General features: G+C 68.5%; 20 protein-coding genes. 11 read left to right on the top strand and 9 right to left on the bottom strand.

Translation table 11 applies throughout. The features are described from left to right. Positions 1 to 79: 79 nt before the first annotated feature. Positions 80 to 2,509 (bottom strand): transglycosylase/D,D-transpeptidase PonA2, encoded by a 2,430-nt coding sequence (gene ponA2 / locus B9D87_RS17055; protein WP_007772218.1) that lies wholly within the window; start codon positions 2,507 to 2,509, stop codon positions 80 to 82. A gap of 353 nt (positions 2,510 to 2,862) precedes the next feature. Here ponA2 and B9D87_RS17050 point away from each other — a divergent pair, with 353 nt between their 5' ends. Continuing rightward, positions 2,863 to 3,213 carry a WhiB family transcriptional regulator gene (locus B9D87_RS17050; protein ID WP_007772220.1) on the top strand — a complete coding sequence of 117 codons (351 nt, stop codon included), beginning with the start codon at positions 2,863 to 2,865 and terminating at the stop codon, positions 3,211 to 3,213. A 170-nt stretch (positions 3,214 to 3,383) separates the two neighbouring features. Here B9D87_RS17050 and bagB read toward each other — a convergent pair whose 3' ends face one another. Both bagB and bagA read right to left on the bottom strand, forming a co-directional pair. Continuing rightward, the gene (bagB, locus tag B9D87_RS17045; RefSeq protein WP_007772222.1) at positions 3,384 to 4,541 is read right to left on the bottom strand and encodes an ATPase BagB; all 1,158 of its coding nucleotides are present in this window, start codon (positions 4,539 to 4,541) and stop codon (positions 3,384 to 3,386) included. Next, positions 4,538 to 5,557 (bottom strand): ATPase BagA, encoded by a 1,020-nt coding sequence (gene bagA / locus B9D87_RS17040; RefSeq protein ID WP_007772223.1) that lies wholly within the window; start codon positions 5,555 to 5,557, stop codon positions 4,538 to 4,540. The genes bagB and bagA overlap by 4 nt, the downstream gene beginning before the upstream one ends. 35 nt (positions 5,558 to 5,592) lie before the next feature. Between bagA and sp36 the strand changes: the two genes are divergently transcribed. From sp36 to B9D87_RS17030, 3 genes are read left to right on the top strand one after another with little or no spacing between them, the layout of a single operon-like run. After that, positions 5,593 to 5,754 carry a Sp36 family protein gene (gene sp36 / locus B9D87_RS26550; RefSeq protein ID WP_007772224.1) on the top strand — a complete coding sequence of 54 codons (162 nt, stop codon included), beginning with the start codon at positions 5,593 to 5,595 and terminating at the stop codon, positions 5,752 to 5,754. Positions 5,755 to 5,767: 13 nt separating this feature from the next. Continuing rightward, positions 5,768 to 6,223 carry a RidA family protein gene (locus B9D87_RS17035; protein WP_007772225.1) on the top strand — a complete coding sequence of 152 codons (456 nt, stop codon included), beginning with the start codon at positions 5,768 to 5,770 and terminating at the stop codon, positions 6,221 to 6,223. 4 nt (positions 6,224 to 6,227) lie between these two features. Next, positions 6,228 to 7,022 carry an MBL fold metallo-hydrolase gene (locus tag B9D87_RS17030; RefSeq protein ID WP_007772227.1) on the top strand — a complete coding sequence of 265 codons (795 nt, stop codon included), beginning with the start codon at positions 6,228 to 6,230 and terminating at the stop codon, positions 7,020 to 7,022. 63 nt (positions 7,023 to 7,085) lie between these two features. Here the strand turns inward: B9D87_RS17030 and crp are convergent, their stop codons facing one another. Together crp and B9D87_RS17020 are read right to left on the bottom strand one after the other, a co-directional pair. Continuing rightward, complete coding sequence (crp, locus tag B9D87_RS17025; protein WP_007772229.1) at positions 7,086 to 7,760, bottom strand: cAMP-activated global transcriptional regulator CRP; 675 nt, start codon at positions 7,758 to 7,760, stop codon at positions 7,086 to 7,088. A 104-nt stretch (positions 7,761 to 7,864) separates the two neighbouring features. Then, positions 7,865 to 8,260, bottom strand: coding sequence for a hypothetical protein (locus B9D87_RS17020; protein WP_238553455.1), 396 nt, complete (start codon positions 8,258 to 8,260; stop codon positions 7,865 to 7,867). Between the two features lie 173 nt (positions 8,261 to 8,433). Between B9D87_RS17020 and nth the strand changes: the two genes are divergently transcribed. Genes nth through marP form a run of 4 tightly spaced genes read left to right on the top strand, consistent with a single transcriptional unit; the run spans position 8,434 to position 11,857 of the window. Continuing rightward, a complete protein-coding gene (gene nth, locus B9D87_RS17015) occupies positions 8,434 to 9,114 on the top strand; it encodes an endonuclease III (protein ID WP_040630627.1) in 681 nt (226 codons plus the stop codon). 30 nt (positions 9,115 to 9,144) lie between these two features. Further along, the gene (locus B9D87_RS17010) at positions 9,145 to 9,813 is read left to right on the top strand and encodes a TlpA family protein disulfide reductase (protein ID WP_007772235.1); all 669 of its coding nucleotides are present in this window, start codon (positions 9,145 to 9,147) and stop codon (positions 9,811 to 9,813) included. Between the two features lie 29 nt (positions 9,814 to 9,842). Then, positions 9,843 to 10,658: an NUDIX hydrolase gene (locus B9D87_RS17005; RefSeq protein ID WP_007772237.1), complete on the top strand. Its 816-nt coding sequence runs from the start codon at positions 9,843 to 9,845 to the stop codon at positions 10,656 to 10,658. Between the two features lie 5 nt (positions 10,659 to 10,663). Beyond that, positions 10,664 to 11,857 (top strand): acid resistance serine protease MarP, encoded by a 1,194-nt coding sequence (marP, locus tag B9D87_RS17000; protein ID WP_007772238.1) that lies wholly within the window; start codon positions 10,664 to 10,666, stop codon positions 11,855 to 11,857. A 10-nt stretch (positions 11,858 to 11,867) separates the two neighbouring features. On the opposite strand, the gene B9D87_RS16995 is transcribed toward marP, so the two are convergent. Further along, on the bottom strand, positions 11,868 to 12,827 hold the full coding sequence (locus B9D87_RS16995; protein WP_007772239.1) for an alpha/beta fold hydrolase: 960 nt from the start codon (positions 12,825 to 12,827) through the stop codon (positions 11,868 to 11,870). Beyond that, positions 12,828 to 13,367 (bottom strand): phage holin family protein, encoded by a 540-nt coding sequence (locus B9D87_RS16990; protein ID WP_007772240.1) that lies wholly within the window; start codon positions 13,365 to 13,367, stop codon positions 12,828 to 12,830. It lies immediately after the preceding gene. A 262-nt stretch (positions 13,368 to 13,629) separates the two neighbouring features. Here B9D87_RS16990 and B9D87_RS16985 point away from each other — a divergent pair, with 262 nt between their 5' ends. Then, complete coding sequence (locus B9D87_RS16985) at positions 13,630 to 14,328, top strand: S1 family peptidase (protein WP_085977822.1); 699 nt, start codon at positions 13,630 to 13,632, stop codon at positions 14,326 to 14,328. A gap of 10 nt (positions 14,329 to 14,338) precedes the next feature. On the opposite strand, the gene acs is transcribed toward B9D87_RS16985, so the two are convergent. Continuing rightward, complete coding sequence (gene acs / locus B9D87_RS16980; protein WP_007772244.1) at positions 14,339 to 16,291, bottom strand: acetate--CoA ligase; 1,953 nt, start codon at positions 16,289 to 16,291, stop codon at positions 14,339 to 14,341. Positions 16,292 to 16,427: 136 nt separating this feature from the next. On the opposite strand from acs, the gene B9D87_RS16975 reads away from it, so the two are divergent. Further along, on the top strand, positions 16,428 to 16,970 hold the full coding sequence (locus tag B9D87_RS16975; RefSeq protein ID WP_174320927.1) for a DUF4232 domain-containing protein: 543 nt from the start codon (positions 16,428 to 16,430) through the stop codon (positions 16,968 to 16,970). 6 nt (positions 16,971 to 16,976) lie between these two features. Here the strand turns inward: B9D87_RS16975 and B9D87_RS16970 are convergent, their stop codons facing one another. Next, positions 16,977 to 17,774 carry an LppU/SCO3897 family protein gene (locus B9D87_RS16970; RefSeq protein ID WP_040630631.1) on the bottom strand — a complete coding sequence of 266 codons (798 nt, stop codon included), beginning with the start codon at positions 17,772 to 17,774 and terminating at the stop codon, positions 16,977 to 16,979. Positions 17,775 to 17,849: 75 nt separating this feature from the next. Here B9D87_RS16970 and B9D87_RS16965 point away from each other — a divergent pair, with 75 nt between their 5' ends. Then, positions 17,850 to 19,487 carry a peptide ABC transporter substrate-binding protein gene (locus B9D87_RS16965; RefSeq protein WP_040630633.1) on the top strand — a complete coding sequence of 546 codons (1,638 nt, stop codon included), beginning with the start codon at positions 17,850 to 17,852 and terminating at the stop codon, positions 19,485 to 19,487. Positions 19,488 to 19,489: the final 2 nt, after the last annotated feature.

Raw genomic sequence — 19,489 nt, 5'->3', positions numbered from 1 at the left:
CGGGGATTGGCAGAGTATCTCTTGGATCACGACGCCTGCCCGACGGCGAAGCGGGTGCATCGGGCTGCGGCGATCAGATTTACGGGGGCGGCTGACCGGGTGCCGGTGGCGGAGGCGCCAGCAGCGGGATCGTGATCGGCGGCAGACCCGGAATCTCGACGACCTGCGAGCCGACCGGCGGCGGCGCGCCCTCCGGCGGCGGTGGCGGGGCCGGCGGGATGCCGTTGCTGACCTGGATGGTGATGATCGACCCCGGAATCGTTGCGCCGCTGGGCGTCGTCCCGACCACCTCGCCCTGCTTGGCGCTGCTGTTGACGAAGTTGTTCTGGTCGGCGACCTGGAAGCCGGCCTCCTTGATGCGCTGGCGCGCCGCGTCGATGTCCAGGCCGGCCACGCTGGGCACCCGCGACCCCGGCGCCCCGTCGACGTAGCGAGGGTCGGTGGGCGGCAACTGCACCGGCCCGAAACTGGTGGCGATCGGCTTCATCGCGGTGAACCAGGTGCGCGCCGGCTCGTTACCGCCGTACAGATCGCCCTCGCCGCAGTGGCGCAACGGGGAGGAGCACAAATCGGTCGGGTTGGTGGAGTCGTCGTAGATGTAGTTGGCCGCCGCGTAGTGGTTGGTGAAGCCCACGAAGCCCGACGAGCGGTGGGCCTCCGTGGTGCCCGTCTTACCGGACACCGGCAGGTCCCACCCCGCGGCGCTGGCCGAGCCGGCCGCCGTGCCGCCGCCGAGGGCGTCCTTGCTCATCGCGTTGGCCAGGGTGTTCGCCAGGCCCTCGGGCACCACCTGATCGCAGGTCTCGGTGGTCACCGCGACCTCGTTGCCCTTGCGGTCGACCAGTTTGTCGATCGGGTTGGGCGGGCACCAGGTGCCGCCCGAGGCGAGCGTGGCCGCGACGTTGGACAGCTCCAGCGCGTTCACCTCGATCGGGCCGAGGGTGAACGAGCCGATGTTCTGCCGTTTGACGAAGTCGGCCAGGCTCTCGTTGCTGTCGGGGTTGTAGTCGCGGGCGGTGCCCGGATCGGCGTAGGACCGCAGCCCGAGCTTGATCGCCATGTCCACCGTGCGCGTCACGCCGACCTGCTGGATCAGCTTGGCGAACGCGGTGTTGGGCGAGGTGGCCAACGCGTCGGTCACGTTCATCGACCCGCGATAGTTGCCGGCGTTGACCACGCACCAGTTGTCCTTCGGGCAACCCTTGGCCCCACCGCTACCCATGCCCTTGGCCTGGAACCGGCCCGGCACCTCGAGGGTGGCGTTGATGCCCATGCCCATGTCCAGGGCCGCGGCCGTGGTGAAAATCTTGAACACGGATCCCGCGCCGTCGCCGACCAGCGAGAAGGGCTGGGGGCGCATCGTTTGACCGGCGTCGACGTCGAGCCCGTAGGTGCGGTTGCTGGCCATGGCCATCACCTTGTGCGACGTCTTACCGGGCTGGATCACGCTCATCACGCTGGAAATGCCCGGAAGCGTCGGGCTGGCGAACTTGTCGATGGCCGCCTTGACCGGGATCTGCACGTCGGGGTCCAGGGTGGTCTTGATCAGGTAGCCGCCCCGGGCGACCTGCTCCTTACTGATGCCGGCCCGCGACAGGTACTCCTGGACGTAGTCGCAGAAAAACGCGCGGTCGCCCGCCGCGATGCAGCCGCGAGGCAGCTCATTGGGCTGCGGCAGGATGCCCAGCGGTGCCGCCTTGGCCGCGCGCAGCGCCTCCTCCTCCTGCGGGATGTTCTCGATCATGGTGTCCAGCACCAGGTTTCGCCGTGCCAGCGCGCCCTCGGGGTTGATGTACGGGTTGAGCGCGCTGGTCGACTGCACCATGCCGGCCAGCAGCGCGGCCTGCTGCCAGTTGAGGTCGGACGCGTTGATGCCGAAGTACGTCTGGGCGGCGTCCTGCACGCCGAACGAGCCGTTGCCGAACGAGACCAGGTTCAGATACCGGGTCAGGATTTCGGGCTTGGTGAAGGTCTTGTCCAGCGTGAGCGCCATCCGGATCTCGCGCAGCTTGCGGGCCGGGGTGGTCTCCACCGCCGCGCGCTTCTCGGCGTCGGTCTTCGCGGTGACCAGCAGCTGGTAGTTCTTGATGTACTGCTGCTCGATGGTCGAACCGCCGCGGGTATCGACGTCGCCGCGGGCGTAGCCGGCCAGCCCCGTCAGGGTGCCTTTCCAGTCCACCCCGTTGTGGTCGGCGAACCGCTTGTCCTCGATGGAGACGATCGCCAGCTTCATCGTGTTGGCGATCTTGTCGCTGGGCACCTCGAACCGGCGCTGCGAATACAGCCAGGCGATGGTGTTGCCCTTGGCGTCGACCATCGTCGAGACGGCCGGCACCTCGCCCTCGAGCAGCTGAGCCGAGCCGTTGGCGACCACTTCCGACGCCCGATTGGACACCAGCCCTATGCCGCCGGCGAAGGGGAACAGCAGCGCCGTGGCCACGACGCTGGCCAACAAACAGAGCCCCGCAAGCTTGAGAATCGTGAGCGCGGCCGGGGGGCGGTCTGACATGGGTACTACAGTAGCGGCCCCCAGTCACGCCGCCACGCTGCGCATTCGCCAAAAAATTGGGTGACTTGATGACCAGGCGCCCGGTATGAGAATTTTCAGTCGCGTCACAGGTCAGACGGCCAACGGGGTGTGCAAGATCACTCCTTCGCCTCTCGTTTGGTACGAGACTGGACGCCCGTCCCAAAAAAAGCGTTATCGGACTGTTGCGCAATTGGCACCTGACCACCTAACTTAGACACACGGTGAGATTCAGGTAACACCGAAGGACACAGTGTGGCGTAGGTCGCTAGCCCAGGATCTGCACCCGAGGAGGGCGGCCGTGACGGGCGGCCGGTAGGGAAAGGGAACAGTTCGTGTCACCAATACGGCCGGCGGCGCGTAGGACAAACATTGCAGCCGCACAAGGGGTACTCCGCAGTGTCGATGCCGAAGAACGGATCGCCTGGGTCTCGAAGGCGCTCTGCCGGACCACCGATCCCGACGAACTGTTTGTCCGCGGCGCGGCCCAGCGCAAGGCGGCGGTGATCTGCAGGCACTGCCCGGTGATGCAGGAGTGCGGCGCAGACGCGCTGGACAACAAGGTCGAGTTCGGCGTCTGGGGCGGCATGACCGAGCGGCAACGCCGTGCCCTGCTCAAGCAGCACCCCGAGGTCGTGTCCTGGGCGGACTTCTTCGACAAGAGGCGGACCCGCAGCGTCGGCTGACCCTTCGCCGCCCGCTGACGGGTCGCCCGTCAATGCAGGAATGAGGCTGACGGCCTGCCGCTCGTAATTACGTTTCTGTTACGGCAGGCCGGGTCCACGAAGTTATAAGTGATTCAGCGGGCCGTTGCCCGGCCCGCATCGTCACCGGCGTGGCCGGATGGGCCGGTTCCTCAGCGGGCCGTTGCCCGGCCCGCATCGTCACCGACCGAAGTGATCTGATCGGCCAGCGCGCGCAGCGCCTCGAGATCCGAGACATCGAACGGTAGCGACGGAACGCCGACGACGGGCACGTGCGGATTGGCGCCGGTGAACCGCGACAGCAATCTGATCTCCCGCTTGGCGGTCTGCGCCCGGTCGGCGTGGATCTTCAACACCGCCGAGGCCAGCGACGCCGCCTCGGAGTCGGCGTCGTGGTCCAGCATTTCGCTGCCGTCGATCGCCCGCTCGGCCGGCAGCGAGCACAACGGCGGATGCGTGCGGTTGAGGACGAGCCCGGCGAGCGGCATCCCTTCCTGCGACAGCCGGTCGACGAAGAATGCCGCCTCGCGCAGCGCGTCGGGCTCGGCCGCCGACACCACAACGAACTGCGTCCCACGCCTTTTCAGCAGCGCGTAGGTGCGGTCGGCCTTCTCGCGGAAGCCGCCGAAGGTGGCGTCCAGCGACTGCACGAACGCCGCGGCATCGCCGAGCATCTGGGACCCCAGGATGGTCGACATCGCCTTCATCGCCAAACCCATTGCGCCGGTGACCAATCGGCCGATGCCCCGGCCCGGCGCCAGCAGCAGCCGCCACAGCCTGCTGTCCATGAAGCTGCCCAGCCGTTTGGGCGCGTCCAGGAAGTCCAGCGCGTTGCGCGACGGCGGGGTATCGACCACCACCAGGTCCCACCGATCCTCGGCCAGCAGCTGGCCCAGCTTCTCCATCGCCATGTACTCCTGCGTGCCGGCGAGTGAACTGGCGACGGTTTGATAGAACTGGTTATCCAGAATCGCTTGTGCCCGACCGGGTCCGGAGTACTGGACCACCATCTCATCGAAGGTGCGTCGCATGTCGAGCATCATCGCGTGCAGCTCGCCGGGAACCTCCGCCGACAGCGGGACCCGCTGCGGCGTGTTGCCGAGGTCGCTGACCCCCAGCGCCTGGGCCAGCCGCTTGGCCGGATCGATCGTCAAAACGCAGACGTTGCGGCCGTACTCGGCGGCGCGCAGCGCGATCGCGGCCGCGGTGGTGGTCTTGCCGACGCCGCCCGCGCCGCAACACACCACGACACGGTTGGTGGTGTCGGCCAGGATGGCGGCCATATCGAGCCGTTTGGGTGTGGCGGTCATCGAACCCCCTGCTGTGCAAGCGATTCCGACAGCTCGTAGAGGCTACCGAGGTCGACCCCGTCGGAGATGGCCGGTAGTTCCAGTCGCGCCACCTTCAACGCATCGAGCTGTTGCGCGATCTCGGCGCGCGTAGCGACGACGGTCGCATGCTCGATGGTTTCCGTCAGCAGGCCCGCGAAGTCCTTGTCGTCCAAGGTGATTCCGGACTTCTGCAGTCCTGCCCGCACCGAGTCCGCATCGACGTCCCCCTCGGCGGCCTTCGCCAGATCGGCCGGCTGCAGGTACGAGGGGATGTTGCGGTTGACGATCACACTGCCGATCGGCAGCTGCATCTCGGCCAGCTCCTCGATGGCTTCCAGCGTCTCCTGCACCGGCAACGCCTCCAGCAGGGTGACTAAGTGAATGGCCGTCTGCTCGGAGTGCAGCAGCTTCACCACGCCGTCGGCCTGCGAATGCACCGGCCCGCCCTTGGCCAGATCGGAGACCGCCTTGGTGACATCCAGGAAGCGCGCGATCCGTCCCGTCGGCGGGGCGTCGACGACGATCGCGTCGTAAACCGGGAGCCGGTTCTTGTCGACCCGGATCACCGTCTCCTTGATCTTGCCGGTCAGCAACACGTCACGCAGGCCCGGCGCGATCGTCGTCGCGAACTCGATCGCGCCGATGCGGCGCATCGCGCGGCCGGCAATGCCCAGGTTGTAGAACATTTCGAGGTATTCCAGGAACGCGGCCTCGATGTCGATCGCCAGGGCGTTGACCTGACCGCCGCGTTCGGCGGTCGCGATCTTGACCTCCTGGTACGGCAGCGGCGGGACGTCGAAGAGTTGCGCAATCCCTTGGCGGCCCTCGACTTCCACGAGCAGAACCTTGCGGCCCCCGGCGGCCAGGGTCAGCGCCAGGGCGGCCGCGATGGTCGACTTGCCCGTGCCGCCCTTGCCGGTCACGAAATGTAAACGGGCCTTCGTCAAGCGCGCAGGCCAGCCGACGGCAGCTCCGCCGCCCGATGTGGTTGCCACCTTCGCATGCTAGCCCGACCCGATAAGCTCGCGGCATGAGCCAACCGACCGCATGGGAGTACGTCACGGTTCCGCTGCTGACGCACGCGACCAAACAAATTCTCGACCAGTGGGGCGCCGACGGCTGGGAGTTGGTGTCGGTGCTGCAGGGGCCGACCGGCGAGCAGCACGTCGCGTATCTGAAGCGCCCCAAGTAGAGGGTCGGGTCCGATGAGTGCTTCGGCCCGGCTCGGTCAGCTCGGCCTCGCGCTGCCGGAGGTGGTTGCGCCGCTGGCCTCCTATGTACCGGCGGTGCGCACCGGGAACCTGGTCTACACCGCGGGCCAGCTCCCGATGCGGGACGGCAAGCTGCTGGCCACCGGCAAGGTCGGCGCCGACGTCGGCCCGGACGAGGGCAAGGCGATGGCGCGGATCTGTGCGCTCAACGCGCTGGCGGCGGTCAACGCGTTGGTGGGCATCGACGAGGTGACGCGGGTGGTCAAGGTGGTCGGATTCGTCGCCTCGGCGCCGGGATTCAACGGCCAGCCCAGCGTCATCAACGGGGCCTCCGAGCTGCTTGCCGAGGTGTTCGGCGAGCAGGGCGCGCACGCGCGCTCGGCGGTCGGCGTCTCCGAGCTGCCACTGGATGCGCCGGTGGAAGTGGAGCTGATCGTCGAGGTCGGCTGAAGCCATGACCCAGGCCGCCGAGTCGCTGACCCATCCCGCGTATGCCACATTGCGGCCGGTCACCGACACCGCGTCGGTCCTGCTGGCCGATAACCCCGGGCTGCTGACGCTCGAGGGCACCAACACCTGGGTGCTGCGCGGCCCGCGCAGCGACGAGCTGGTGATCGTCGACCCCGGGCCCGACGACGACGAGCACATCGCCCGGCTGGCCGCGCTCGGCCGCGTCGCCCTGGTCTTGATCAGCCACCGGCACAGCGATCACACCGACGGCATCGACAAGCTGGTCGAGCTCACCGGCGCGACCGTCCGCTCGGCGGGTAGCGGCTTCCTGCGCGGCCTCGGCGGCGAGCTGACCGACGGCGAGGTGATCGATGCCGCCGGCCTCGAGATCAAGGTCATGGCGACCCCTGGCCACACCGCCGATTCGCTGTCCTTCCTGCTCGACGACGCCGTGTTGACCGCCGACACCATCCTGGGCCGGGGGACGGCCGTCCTGGACAAGGAGGACGGCAGCCTGACGGACTACCTGGAATCGCTGCGGCGGCTGCGCGGCCTGGGCCGGCGGACGGTGCTGCCCGGCCACGGCCCGGACCTCACCGATCTGGAACGCGTCGCGCACGGCTACCTCGAACACCGGCGGGAGCGACTGGATCAGGTGCGATCGGCGTTGCGCGAGCTGGGGGAGGACGTCGGCGCCCGGCGGGTCGTCGAACACGTCTATGTCGACGTCGACGAGAAGCTGTGGGACGCCGCCGAGTGGTCGGTGCAGGTGCAGCTGGACTACCTGCGTCGAGCCTGAACTTCTGCAGGAGAAGTCCGAGTAGCGGCCTGCAAAATTACAGGCTCGGCGCGCAAACCGCCGCTACCTCGCCCGGCGGGCCAGCCGCTCGGAATCCGAGATCAGCACGCTCTTGCCCTCCAGGCGGATCCAGCCGCGGTGGGCGAAGTCGGCCAGCGCCTTGTTCACCGTCTCCCGCGACGCCCCGACCAGCTGCGCGATCTCTTCCTGGGTCAGGTCGTGGGTGACCCGCATGGCGCCGCCCTCCTGGGTGCCGAACCGCTGGGCGAGCTGCAACAGCTGCTTGGCCACCCGGCCGGGCACGTCGGTGAAGATCAGGTCGGCCAGGTTGTTGTTGGTGCGGCGCAGCCGTCGGGCCAGCACCCGCAACAACTGCTCGGCGATCTCGGGACGGTCGGCGATCCACGCGCGCAGCGCGTCGCGGTCCATCGACACCGCGCGCACCTCGGTGATGGTGGTGGCGCTGGACGTCCGCGGACCGGGGTCGAAGATCGACAGCTCGCCGAACATGTCCGAGGGGCCCATGATCGTCAGCAGGTTCTCACGTCCGTCGGGCGAGCGACGACCGATCTTCACCTTCCCCGCGACGATGATGTACAGCCGATCACCGGGTTCCCCCTCGGCGAAGACCGTGTGTCCGCGGGGGAAGTCGACGGGTTGCAGCTGCTTGGTCAGCGCTGTGACTGCGCCGGGTTCAACCCCTTGGAAGATTCCTGCCCTTGCCAGGATCTCGTCCACGTTGCCTCTTCAACTTTCCCAAAAAATTAATGTGATACGGGCAGGCTAACCCCTTGCTCGCGTGACGAGTCTAGAGGAACGCCGTTGTGTCTAACGTGCCAACGCTACACACGATTGGCGTGTCGAGGTGCCCTAAACTGCGGATTGACGTGCGAATGACCGTGGATTCGGGTCGGCAAGGTCATCTCGTCGCGGTCGTCGAAGCTGACCGCAAACGACGGCGCGGCGTGCCGCGGTCCGCCGGTCCGCCCGCTCGCCGGGGCCTCCGACAACTGCGCAAGCTCGCGCCGATGCAGGTATTCCAGCGCCTCGGGCATGCCCTCGGAGGCCAGCGTGTGCATGTCCACGCCGCCGGCGCGCTCCAGGAACTCGTCGACGTCGGCCACCACCAGGGCGCGGGGGGCGAGCTCGGACTCGAGGCGCCCGAGCCCCAGCGCCGCCAGCATCAGCAGCGCCGGAATACCGGCCACCAGCAACCACGACACACGAAGAGTAAACATCGCCTTCAATCAACTCGGGGTCTCGGCGAGATCACGAAATCAGTACTCTGTCGTAGGTGACAGCGGCTAAGTCGTCCGGGCGTTCGAAATCGACTCCGGCCACGCCCGGCGGCGGTGACGCCGGGCGCTGGTCGCAGGAAACCCGAGTCGGCCTGGTGCGGCGCGCGCGGCGAATGAATCGTGCTCTGGCGCAAGCATTTCCGGACGCCCACTGCGAGCTGGACTTCACGACGCCGCTCGAATTGACGGTCGCCACAATCCTTTCGGCGCAGAGCACCGACAAGCGGGTCAACCTGACGACGCCCGCGCTGTTCAAGCGGTACCCGTCGGCGCTGGATTACGCCCAGGCGGACCGCGACGAGCTGGAGAACCTCATCCGGCCGACCGGATTCTTCCGCAACAAGGCGTCCTCGCTGATCGGCCTGGGGCAGGCCCTGGTCGAACGGTTCGACGGCGACGTGCCGTCGACCATGGCCGAACTGGTCACCCTGCCCGGGGTCGGCCGCAAGACGGCCAACGTCATCCTGGGAAACGCCTTCGGCGTCCCCGGCATCACGGTCGACACCCACTTCACGCGCCTGGTGCACCGGTGGCGCTGGACCGCGGACAAGGATGCGGTCAAGATCGAGCACTCCGTCGGCGAGCTCATCGAACGCAGCGAGTGGACGATGTTGAGCCACCGGGTGATCTTCCACGGCCGCCGGGTCTGCCATGCGCGCAAACCGGCGTGCGGCGTCTGCCTGATCGCCAAAGACTGCCCCTCGTTCGGCCTCGGCCCCACCGAACCGGCGTTGGCCGCGCCCCTGGTGAAGGGCCCGGAAACCGAGCACCTGCTGGCCCTGGCCGGGCTGTAAGCCGGCCCGCGACCGCCGCGCAGGGACCGCATGCCTATTTCGAAGCCGACCTTGACCCGGAAGGCTCGCTGGCACATCGCGATTCTGGCGGTGGTGGCCGCCCTGATCGTGGCGCTGGTCGCGCAGCTGCGCGACGACTCGGCCACGACGTCCACGCCCGCGACCGATCGGCCGGTGGCCGACCGGGAACACCGCGACGCCGACACCCCCGCCGCGCTGGCCGGTCCGCGGCAGCGCGCCAACCTGCCGCCATGCCCGGGCGCCGGAGCCGGAGACGGTCCCGCGGCGCTGCGCGGCGTGACGGCCGACTGCGCCGCCGACGGTTCCCCCGTCGACGTCGCCCGCGCGCTGGCCGGGCGCCGGGTGGTGCTCAACCTGTGGGCATATTGGTGCGCGCCGTGCGCGGCCGAACTGCCCGCGATGGCCGAGTATCAACGTCGGGCCGGTTCGGACGTGATGGTGGTGACGGTGCATCAAGACGAGAACGAGACCGCGGCGCTGCTGCGGCTGGCCGAACTCGGGGTGCGGCTGCCCACCTTGCAGGACGGTCGCCGCCGGGTCGCGGCCGCGCTGCGGGTGGTAAATGTGATGCCCGCGACGGTGGTCCTGCGGCCGGACGGTAGCGTTGCCCAAACGCTGCCACGAGCTTTCACCACTGCCGATGAGATCGCGGCCGCGATCGGCAACGACAGGGGATAAGCGGAAAAATTGAACCGACTGGAGGGGCCGTGAGTGCTGGGGGTTCGCCCCTGCGGAATGGGGACCCCGACCCCGCGCGCGGGTCCGTTCCGCTGCGGCCTGACGCCTGCCCGCCGTGGCTGCGTCCGCTGGTCGACCGCGTCGATGACATTCCCGACGCGGCCCGGCGCCGCCTACCCGCCGACGTGCTGGCGATGATCACCACCAAGGCCGCATCGGCGGTGACCGCCCTGCGCGGCGCGAGCCGCGAAGCCGCCGTGCTGGTGTTGTTCTCCGGTCCGGAATCCGGCGCACCCGACGGCGGCTTCCCCGCCGACGCCGACCTGCTGGTCACGGTGCGGGCGTCGACGCTGCGCCACCACGCGGGCCAGGCCGCGTTTCCCGGTGGTGCCGCCGATCCCACCGACGACGGCCCGGTCGATACCGCGCTGCGCGAGGCCCGCGAGGAGACCGGCATCGACGTCAGCCGGCTGTACCCGCTGGCCACGATGGAGAAGATGTTCATCGCGCCGTCGCAGTTTCACGTCGTCCCGGTGTTGGCCTATTCGCCGGACCCCGGCCCGGTGGCCGTCGTCAACGAGGCCGAAACGGCGATCGTCGCGCGAGTTCCGGTGCGCGCCTTCATCAACCCGGACAACCGGCTGATGGTGTACCGCAGCGATCTCGGCCGCCGATGGGCCGGTCCGGCGTTTCTGCTCAACGAGATGCTGGTCTGGGGATTCACTGGCCAGGTGATTTCTGCGTTGCTCGACGTCGCCGGCTGGGCACAACCGTGGGACACCACCGACGAGCGGGAGTTGGACGCGGCGATGGCGCTGGTCGGCGACGGGGGCGGAGCACGATGAATTCCATGACCCCGTCCCAGTGGCTGGACGTCGCCGTCCTGGCGGTCGCGTTCATCGCGGCGATTTCGGGATGGCGGTCGGGAGCGCTGGGCTCGTTGCTCTCGTTCGTCGGCGTGTTGCTCGGGGCGATCGCGGGCGTGCTGCTGGCGCCCCACCTGGTCAGCCACATCGCGGCGCCGCGCGCGAAATTGTTTGCCGCGCTGTTCCTGATCCTCGCGCTGGTCGTCATCGGCGAGGTCGCCGGCGTGGTGCTGGGACGCGCCGTGCGCGGCGCGATCCGCAGCCGTTCGATCCGCACGGTCGACTCGATCATCGGGGTGGCGGTCCAGCTGGTCGTGGTGCTGACCGCGGCGTGGCTGCTGGCGACGCCGCTGACCCAGTCCAAGGACCAGCCGGAGCTGGCCGCCGCGGTCCGAGGTTCGCGAGTGTTGGCTCAAGTCAACGACGTAGCGCCGCCCTGGCTCAAGACGGTGCCCAAGCGGCTGTCCGCGCTGCTGAACACCTCCGGCCTGCCGGCGGTGCTGGAGCCGTTCAGCCGCACCCCGGTCATTCCCGTCGCCTCACCCGATCCCGAGCTGGCCAACAATCCGGTGGTGCAGGCCACCGCGCCCAGCGTGGTCAAGGTGCGCAGCCTGGCTCCCAGCTGCCAGAAAGTGTTGGAGGGCAGCGGATTCGTGATCGCGCCCGACCGGGTGATGACTAACGCGCACGTGGTGGCCGGGTCCAACAGCGTGCAGATCTACGCCAGCGGCAGTCCGCTGGACGCCACGGTGGTGTCCTACGATCCGGCGGTCGACGTCGCGATCCTGGCCGTCCCCAATTTGCCGCCGCCCCCACTGGCTTTCGCGCAGGGCGACGCGAAAACCGGTGCGAGCGTGGTGGTCCTCGGTTACCCCGGTGGCGGGAACTTCACCGCCACCCCGGCCAGGATTCGCGAGCTGATCAAGTTGAGCGGACCCGACATCTACCGGGATCCCGCCCCGGTCACCCGTGACGTCTACACGATCAGAGCCAGTGTGGAGCAAGGTAATTCGGGCGGGCCGCTGATCGACCTGGACGGCCACGTGCTCGGGGTGGTGTTCGGCGCGGCGGTCGACGATCCCGACACCGGGTTCGTGTTGACCGCCGACGAGGTGGCCAGTCAGCTCTCCAGGATCGGTGACACCCAGTTGGTGGGCACCGGCTCCTGCGTCGGCTGAGCCGGCGCGCTCATCTCGCTCGGGTCGGGTGCACCTGTTCAAGGAACTTCGTCAGGTGCCGGTTGATCTCCTCGGGGGCCTCTTCATGGCTGAAATGCCCTGCGCCCGAGATAGATACGTAGCGTCCCTGCGGCGCGTAGCGCCGCGTGCGGTCCACCGGGTCGGCAAGCACATACGGGTCCGCCTCGCCGCGCAGGTGCAACAGCGGCACGCTGAGCTGCTGGCTCATCGACCTCATGAAGCGCCGGCCCTCGTCGCGCAGCTGGCTGCGTACCGCCCAGCGCTGGTATTCCAGTGCGCTGTGCGCGGCCGCCGGGATCTGAATCGCCGTCCGCAGGTGGCCGATGGTTTCGGAGAAGTCTTCGGAGGCAAGCCATTTGCCGCAGCTGCGGCTGCGGACCAGGCGCTCGACCTCGGCGCCGTCGTCGCGGGTCAACACGCGCTCGGGCCATAGCGGTATCTGGTATTGCAGCAGCGTCGGCAGCAGCGCATAGCCCTGGTCGCGTCGCGTCAGCGTGGATCTGCGCAACGCCGCCGGGTGCGGCGAACTGATCAGCGCGATTGCCGACACCAGCCGCGGATGCAGCAAGGCGCTGGCCCAGCACGCCAGCCCGCCGTCGGCATGGCCCACCAGGGTGGCCGAGGAGTGTCCCAGCGCCCTGATGAGTCCGGCGGTGTCGCCGGCCATCGTCCAGCCGTCGTAGCCGCGGGGCGGCTTATCGCTGCCGCCGTAGCCGCGCAGGTCGACGGCGATCACCCGCGCGCCCCGCAGTGCGCGCAGCTGATGCCGCCAGGACCACCAGAACGATCCGAAACCGTGCAGCAGCATCACCAGCGGGCGCGCCGTGGCGGGCGGGCCGTCGGCGTCGCTCAACGCCTCGACGACGTGGAAGCGGATGCCGTTGGCGTGCACATCGAGATGGCGCCACGGGCCCTCGATGCGGGTTACCGACGGATCCGGCGGCGCCATCTACCAACCCGATGGATCGCCGGCGTCGCTGCCGGGCTTGGCGTGCCTGCCGTGGGGCTCGGGGAGCGCCTTGGCGCCGCCCGGAGCCTTGTCGTGGCCCGGGGTGAGCGCGCTGCGCGTCTCCTTGACCGATTCGATCGTCTCGCGCGGTCCGCGGATCCGGCGCACCTTGAGGAAGCCGAACAGGGCCAGCACGGCGCCGACCACGACCATGATCCCGAATACGATCAGGAACGACACCCAGCGCCACAACCAGGTGTCCAGCAGCTCGGCGAGGAAGAAGAAGAAAAAGAAGGTGGAGTAGAACAGCACCACCAGCGCGGCGATGAAGAAGACGCTGCCGGTGAGACCCTTTTTGACGTCCCGGGTAATTTCGGCGCGGGCCAGTTCGACTTCGGCGCGCACCAGCGTGGAGACCTGGGTGGTGGCGTCTTTGATCAGGTCACCGATCGATGGCTCGGCGGGTTTGGCATGCGGGTCGGTCAACGGAATCGTGGTCAGGGTGCTGGGCACACCGGTCTTGCCATCGGCTTTGCTCACAGACGGTCCTCTTTCGTCGTCGCCCGGCTCGCTGTCGTCGCGGTTCATGTTGCCATGTGGCGCCCGGATAGACGAAGCCATCCGAGGCCGGCCGGCCGCCACGCCGCAGGTTCGGGCGCCCGGACGGCCAGTTCGGTTCGGCCAGAAGGAGGTCGGCGACGCCGCGGTGCCACGGCGCTTTCGGAGCGCGAACATCCCATCCCGGCCGATTACACTCGGCCAAGCCGGTCGCGATGTCCGGCCTACCGATAGGAGTGGGGCTGTGCGGAGGGCGCACCGATGCTTCCTAGTGGCGATGGTTGCCCTGCTCGTGGCCGCGATGGGTTCGTTTGCCCGCGCCGCCGCAGCTGACGTCCGCGTCCCGATGGGCGGTGGGGCGGGCATCGTCATCAACGGGGACACGATGTGCACCCTGACCACCATCGGCGGCGATGCCGCCGGTGAGCTGATCGGCTTCACCTCCGCGCACTGTGGCGGCCCGGGAGCGCAGGTGGCGGCCGAGGGCGCCGAGAAGGCGGGCGTACTGGGCACCATGGTTTCGGGCAACGACAACCTGGACTACGCGGTGATCAAGTTCGATCCGGCGAAGGTGACCCCGGTGGCCAACTACAACGGCTTCCTGATCAGCGGCGTCGGGCCGGACCCGGCCTTCGGCGAGATCGCCTGCAAGCAGGGGCGAACCACGGGCAATTCGTGCGGCGTCACCTGGGGACCGGGGCAGGACCCGGGCACCATCGTCATGCAGGTGTGCGGCCAGCCGGGTGACTCCGGGGCGCCCGTCACCGTCAACAACCTGCTGGTGGGCATGATTCACGGCGCGTTCAGTGACAACCTGCCGACGTGCATCATCAAATACATCCCGCTGCACACCCCGGCGGTGGTGATGTCGTTCAACGCCGCACTGGCCGACATCAACGCAAAACACCGGCCGGGTGCGGGGTTCAGCCCGCTGCCGGGCTGATCGGCAGCGACTACTTCGCCGCCCTGATCGCGTCGAACACGCCGGGGTCCAGCAGCGTCGACGTGTCACCCAATTCGCGGTTTTCGGCGATGTCGCGCAACAGCCGGCGCATGATCTTGCCGCTGCGGGTCTTGGGTAGCTCGGGCACCACGTGCACCTCGCGCGGGCGGGCGATGGGCGAGATCTCCCGGGCCACCTCGACGCGCAACTCGTCGACGATCCCTTCGTGCACTTGGTAATCCGCGCACAAGACGACAAACGCGCAGATCGCCTGTCCGGTGGTCGAATCGGTCGCCCCGACCACCGCCGCCTCGGCGACCGCGACGTGGCCGACCAGCGCGGACTCCACCTCAGCGGTGGACAGCCGGTGCCCCGACACGTTCATGACGTCGTCGATGCGGCCCACCACCCAGATGGCGCCGTCACGGTCGTAATAAGCGCTGTCGCCGGCGAAATACCAGCCCTGCTCGGCGAACCGGGACCAGTAGGTCTCGACGTATCGCTGCGGATCGCCCCAGATGCCGCGCAGCATGGACGGCCACGGCTGGTCGAGCACCAGGTAGCCGGTGACGTGCTCACCGTGGTGGATGCCCGGCACCAGCTGATCGCCGTGGTCGTCGACGATCTTGGCCGAGATGCCCGGCAGCGCCCGCATCGCCGAACCCGGTTTGGCCGCAGCGACTCCCGGCAGCGGGGAGATCATCGTAGCGCCCGTCTCGGTCTGCCACCAGGTGTCGACGATCGGCAGGCGATCGGCGCCGATCACCTTGCGATACCAGCGCCACGCCTCGGGGTTGATCGGTTCGCCCACCGAACCCAGCAGCCGCAGGCTGGACAGGTCGTGCGCGTCGGGAATCTCGCGTCCCCACTTCATGAACGTGCGAATCAGGGTGGGCGCGGTGTAATAGATTGTCACACCGTACTTTTCGATGATCTCGAAATGCCGGTGCTGGCTGGGTGAGTCGGGCGTGCCCTCGTAGAGAACCTCGGTGACGCCGTTGGCCAGCGGCCCGTACACGCCGTAGGTGTGTCCGGTGACCCAGCCGATGTCGGCGGTGCACCAGAAGACATCGGTTTCGGCCTTGATGTCGAAGACGTAGTAGTGCGTGTAGGCGGCCTGGGTCAGATAGCCGCCGCTGGTGTGCACGATGCCCTTGGGCTTGCCGGTGGTTCCGGAGGTGTACAGCAGGAACAGCGGCTGCTCGGCGTCGAAGGGTTCCGGGGTGTGTTCGGGAGAGGCGGCGTCGACGACGTCGTGCCACCACAGGTCGCGGTCGTCGTCCCAGGAGACGTCAATTCCGGTGCGCCGCACCACAAGAACGTGCTCGACGGGGCTGTCGCCGCCCTGGACGGCCTCGTCGGCCGCGTCCTTCAAGGGCGCCGGCTTGCCGCGGCGGAACTGCCCGTCGCTGGTGATGAGCAGCTTGGCCTGCGCGTCGGCGATCCGGGCCTGCAACGCCTTGGCGGTGAAGCCGGCGAACACCACGCTGTGCATCAGGCCCAGGCGCGCGCAGGCCAGCATCGCGATCACCGCCTCCGGGATGAGCGGCAGGTAGATCGCGACGCGGTCGCCGGCGACCAGACCGAGATCGGTCAGCGCGTTGGCGGCCTTGCACACCTGCGCTTGCAGGTCGGAATAGGTCATGCTGCGGTGATCGCCGACGGGTTCGCCCTCCCAATGGAACGCGACCCGGTCCCCGTGCCCGGCCTCTACATGGCGGTCGACGCAGTTGTAGGCGACGTTCAGCTTGCCGTCGGCGAACCACTTGGCGAACGGGGCCTCCGACCAGTCCAGCACCTCGGTGAACGGCGTCGCCCACGACAGCCGGTTGGCCTGCTTGGCCCAGAAGGCCATCCGGTCCTGCTCGGCTTCGCGGTACAGCTCTTCGCCGGCATTGGCCTGCGCGGCGAACTGCGCCGGCGGCGGGTACGACGACGGGCCTGCGGTGTTGGTGGCGGTCACTGGGTTCTCCTGTGTCGAGACTGCGCCGGTCGGTGGCCGACTGCGAGCCTAGCCCGGTGAGGTGAAGCCGTGCGAGTGGTAGCCGCGCGCGCGAATCCGGGGTCAAAGTGTGCCCCGATGCCGGATAATCACCCGTGTGCCGGTCCACGGGCGGGCCATCCGCCGACTAGTCCCCAGCTTTGCCGGGGCCGCAGCGGTTTACGCCGCGGCCACCACGCTGGGGTGGCCCGCAGCGGCCATGCCCGCCGACACCGCCGACGCGCCGACGCCGTGCTGGTCGGACCAGATCGCGGTCACCGCCTCGCCCGCCGAGGCCGCCGTGGGGCACCGGGGGCTGACCCTGACATTCAGCCTCGCCGGCGGCGCCGACCCGTGCACGCTCACCGGATACGCCGGGGTCGACTCGGGTGCGGGTGGCCCGCTGATCCATGCCCAGCCCACGCTGCGCGGATACCTGGGCGGGCTGCCGGCGGGCGTCAATGAGCCGCCCACGGTCATTCTGTCGATATCGACTCAGGGGCAGGCCATCGTCGAGGGCATCGCCGTCGACGCCCACGGCGCGCCATGCCCCACCTATACCGACCTGCTCATCAATCCGCCGGACACCACCAACGTGGTGACCGTGTCGGCCACCATCGAGGCCTGCGCGTTGCAGGTGCATCCGATCACCGCGGTCTGAGCGGCGTCAATCGACTCTGACCAGGCAGTAGACCCGCGCGGGGGCGGGGTAGGCGATGCCCCTGCTGTCGGGTGGGCACCGAGTCTTGTCCGAGCTGCCCTCGATGCGCTGACTGACTCTGACGTGCATGGGGCCTGACGCGTTGCAGTCGTCCGGTTTCATGCTCACGGCTTCGCCGTCGCGGGTCACCTGGTAGCACTGGTCCTGCCGCAGGTTGATCATGAAACACAACGTCGTCCTGGGATTGGTGACCCGCTCGTAGATCGAGTGGTCCCGTTGGCCGTCGGGGCAGCTCTCCGAGGTGCCGCCCTTGAAAGCGAGTTCGTAGGTGTTCGCCGGGTCCGCGCAGCCAGCGTCCGTGGGTTCGTCGAAATGATGTGCCGCGTAATCACTTTCGGTGATACACTGGCCGACCCCCAGCAGGGCGTCGGCTCCGTGCGGGGACAGCACCCGCACCGCGTTGCCGAGGACGCCCAGGACAAGCAGCACCGCGCCGATGGTGATGAGCGTGGTGGCCGACTTCGGCGTCCGCGGCCGGGGCGGATAGCCGGCCGGGTAACCCGGATAGGGCGGATACGGCGGAACCGGGTAGCCCGGGGCTGGCGGATACGGGTACCCGGCGTTGCCGGGAAAGCCCGGCGGGTACTGCGGCGGCGGATAGGCGGGAGCCCGCCGACGGCCGCGGGAGCGCTCCACCAGCCCAACGACCAGGCAGACCAATCCGATTGCCGGCAGACCGAGGGAGAACAGCAAACGGCCCGTGCGCACCGCCGATTCGTCGGAGGCCAGATACGCCACAGTCACGGCCGGATTCTAAGTTAACGAAGCCGCGCCGGGCACTTCACCGCGCGACGACTTCAGGCCCTAGGGTCGGGTGTCATGCGTCGGATGCGGATACCGGTGGCCCTGCTGGCCCCGGTTGCCGCCGCGATGCTGACGATCGCCTCGCTGGCCGGTTGTGGTGGCGGCGCGCTGAGCCCGGATCTGGTGGTGGTCAACGGCGGCGAACCGCCGAACCCCCTGATTCCCACCGGCACCAACGACAGCCAGGGCGGCCGGATCCTCGATCGGCTCTTCGCCGGGCTGATGTCCTACGACGCCGCCGGAAACCCGTCGCCGGAGGTCGCCCAGTCGGTGGACACCACCGACAACGTCAACTACCGGATCCTCCTCAAACCCGGCTGGACGTTCACCGACGGGTCGCCGGTGACGGCCCATTCCTTCGTCGACGCGTGGAACTACGGGGCGCTGAGCACCAATGCCCAACTGCAGCAGAGCTTTTTCAGCCCCATCGACGGGTACGACGCCGTCGCCGGGCTGACCGGCGACGGCAAGCCGACGGCCACCACCATGTCCGGCCTCCGGGTGATCAACGACCGGGAGTTCACCGTCCGGCTGAAGGCGCCCACCATCGACTTCACGCTGCGGCTGGGGCACAGTGCGTTCTATCCATTGCCGCAGGCCGCCTTTCGGGACATGAGCGCCTTCGGGCAGCACCCGGTCGGCAACGGCCCGTACCGACTCGCCGACGGTCCCGACGGGCCCGCGTGGGAGCACAACGTCCGAATCGACCTGCGGCCCAACCCCGGTTACCGTGGCAACCGCAAGCCACACAACAAGGGGCTGAGGTTCGAGTTCTACTCCAACCTCGACACCGCCTACGCCGACCTGCTGTCCGGCAACCTCGACGTGCTGGACACCATCCCGTCCAGCGCGTTGACGATCTACGAGCGCGACCTGGGCGGCAACGCCGCCCGCGGACCCGTCGCCGTCAGCCAATCGGTCGACACGCCGCTGCGGCTGCCGCACTTCGGGGGTGAGGAGGGCCGGCTGCGCCGGCTGGCGCTGTCGGCGGCCATCAACCGTCCGCAGATCTGCCAGCAGATCTTCAACAACACCCGCAGCCCGGCCCGTGACTTCACCGCCAGCTCGCTGCCGGGATTCGATCCGAACATCCCGGGCAGTGCCGCGTTGGACTTCAATCCCGGACGCGCACAACAACTCTGGGCCCAGGCCAACGCGATCTCACCGTGGAGCGGGCGGTACGCCATCGCCTACAACGCCGACAGCGGCCACCAGGAGTGGGTGGACGCGGTGGCCAACAGCATCAAGAACGTGCTGGGCATCGATGCCGCCGGTGCGCCGCAGCCCACCTTCGCCGGGTTTCGCACCCAGATCACCAACCGCACCATCGACACCGCGTTCCGGGCCGGCTGGATGGGCGACTACCCGTCGATGATCGAGTTCCTCGCCCCGCTGTACACCACCGGCGCGGGATCCAATGACGTCGGATACTCCAGCCGCGAGTTCGACGCAGCCCTGGCCGCCGCCGAGGCGGCCCCCGACCTGCGGCAGGCCGACGCGCTGGTCAACGTCGCGCAACGAATCCTGTTGCACGACATGCCCGCAGTGCCGTTGTGGTACTACATCGCCGTGGTCGGCTGGTCGCCGGAGGTCAGCGCCGTCAAGGTCACCTGGAACGGGCTGCCCGACTACGAGAACATCGTCAAGGAGTGACG

The sequence above is a fragment of the Mycobacterium colombiense CECT 3035 genome (assembly GCF_002105755.1).
GTDB lineage: Bacteria > Actinomycetota > Actinomycetes > Mycobacteriales > Mycobacteriaceae > Mycobacterium > Mycobacterium colombiense.
Note: the sequence above shows the minus strand (reverse complement) of the source record. Positions and strands in the feature narration are given on the sequence as shown.

Coding starts and splice junctions, on each gene's coding strand:
- ponA2 (WP_007772218.1), bottom strand. CDS start 2,509: ATGTCAGACCGCCCCCCGGCCGCGCTCACGATTCTCAAGCTTGCGGGG.
- bagB (WP_007772222.1), bottom strand. CDS start 4,541: ATGACCGCCACACCCAAACGGCTCGATATGGCCGCCATCCTGGCCGAC.
- sp36 (WP_007772224.1), top strand. CDS start 5,593: ATGAGCCAACCGACCGCATGGGAGTACGTCACGGTTCCGCTGCTGACG.
- B9D87_RS17035 (WP_007772225.1), top strand. CDS start 5,768: ATGAGTGCTTCGGCCCGGCTCGGTCAGCTCGGCCTCGCGCTGCCGGAG.
- B9D87_RS17030 (WP_007772227.1), top strand. CDS start 6,228: ATGACCCAGGCCGCCGAGTCGCTGACCCATCCCGCGTATGCCACATTG.
- B9D87_RS17020 (WP_238553455.1), bottom strand. CDS start 8,260: ATGTTTACTCTTCGTGTGTCGTGGTTGCTGGTGGCCGGTATTCCGGCG.
- nth (WP_040630627.1), top strand. CDS start 8,434: ATGAATCGTGCTCTGGCGCAAGCATTTCCGGACGCCCACTGCGAGCTG.
- B9D87_RS17010 (WP_007772235.1), top strand. CDS start 9,145: ATGCCTATTTCGAAGCCGACCTTGACCCGGAAGGCTCGCTGGCACATC.
- marP (WP_007772238.1), top strand. CDS start 10,664: ATGACCCCGTCCCAGTGGCTGGACGTCGCCGTCCTGGCGGTCGCGTTC.
- B9D87_RS16995 (WP_007772239.1), bottom strand. CDS start 12,827: ATGGCGCCGCCGGATCCGTCGGTAACCCGCATCGAGGGCCCGTGGCGC.
- B9D87_RS16965 (WP_040630633.1), top strand. CDS start 17,850: ATGCGTCGGATGCGGATACCGGTGGCCCTGCTGGCCCCGGTTGCCGCC.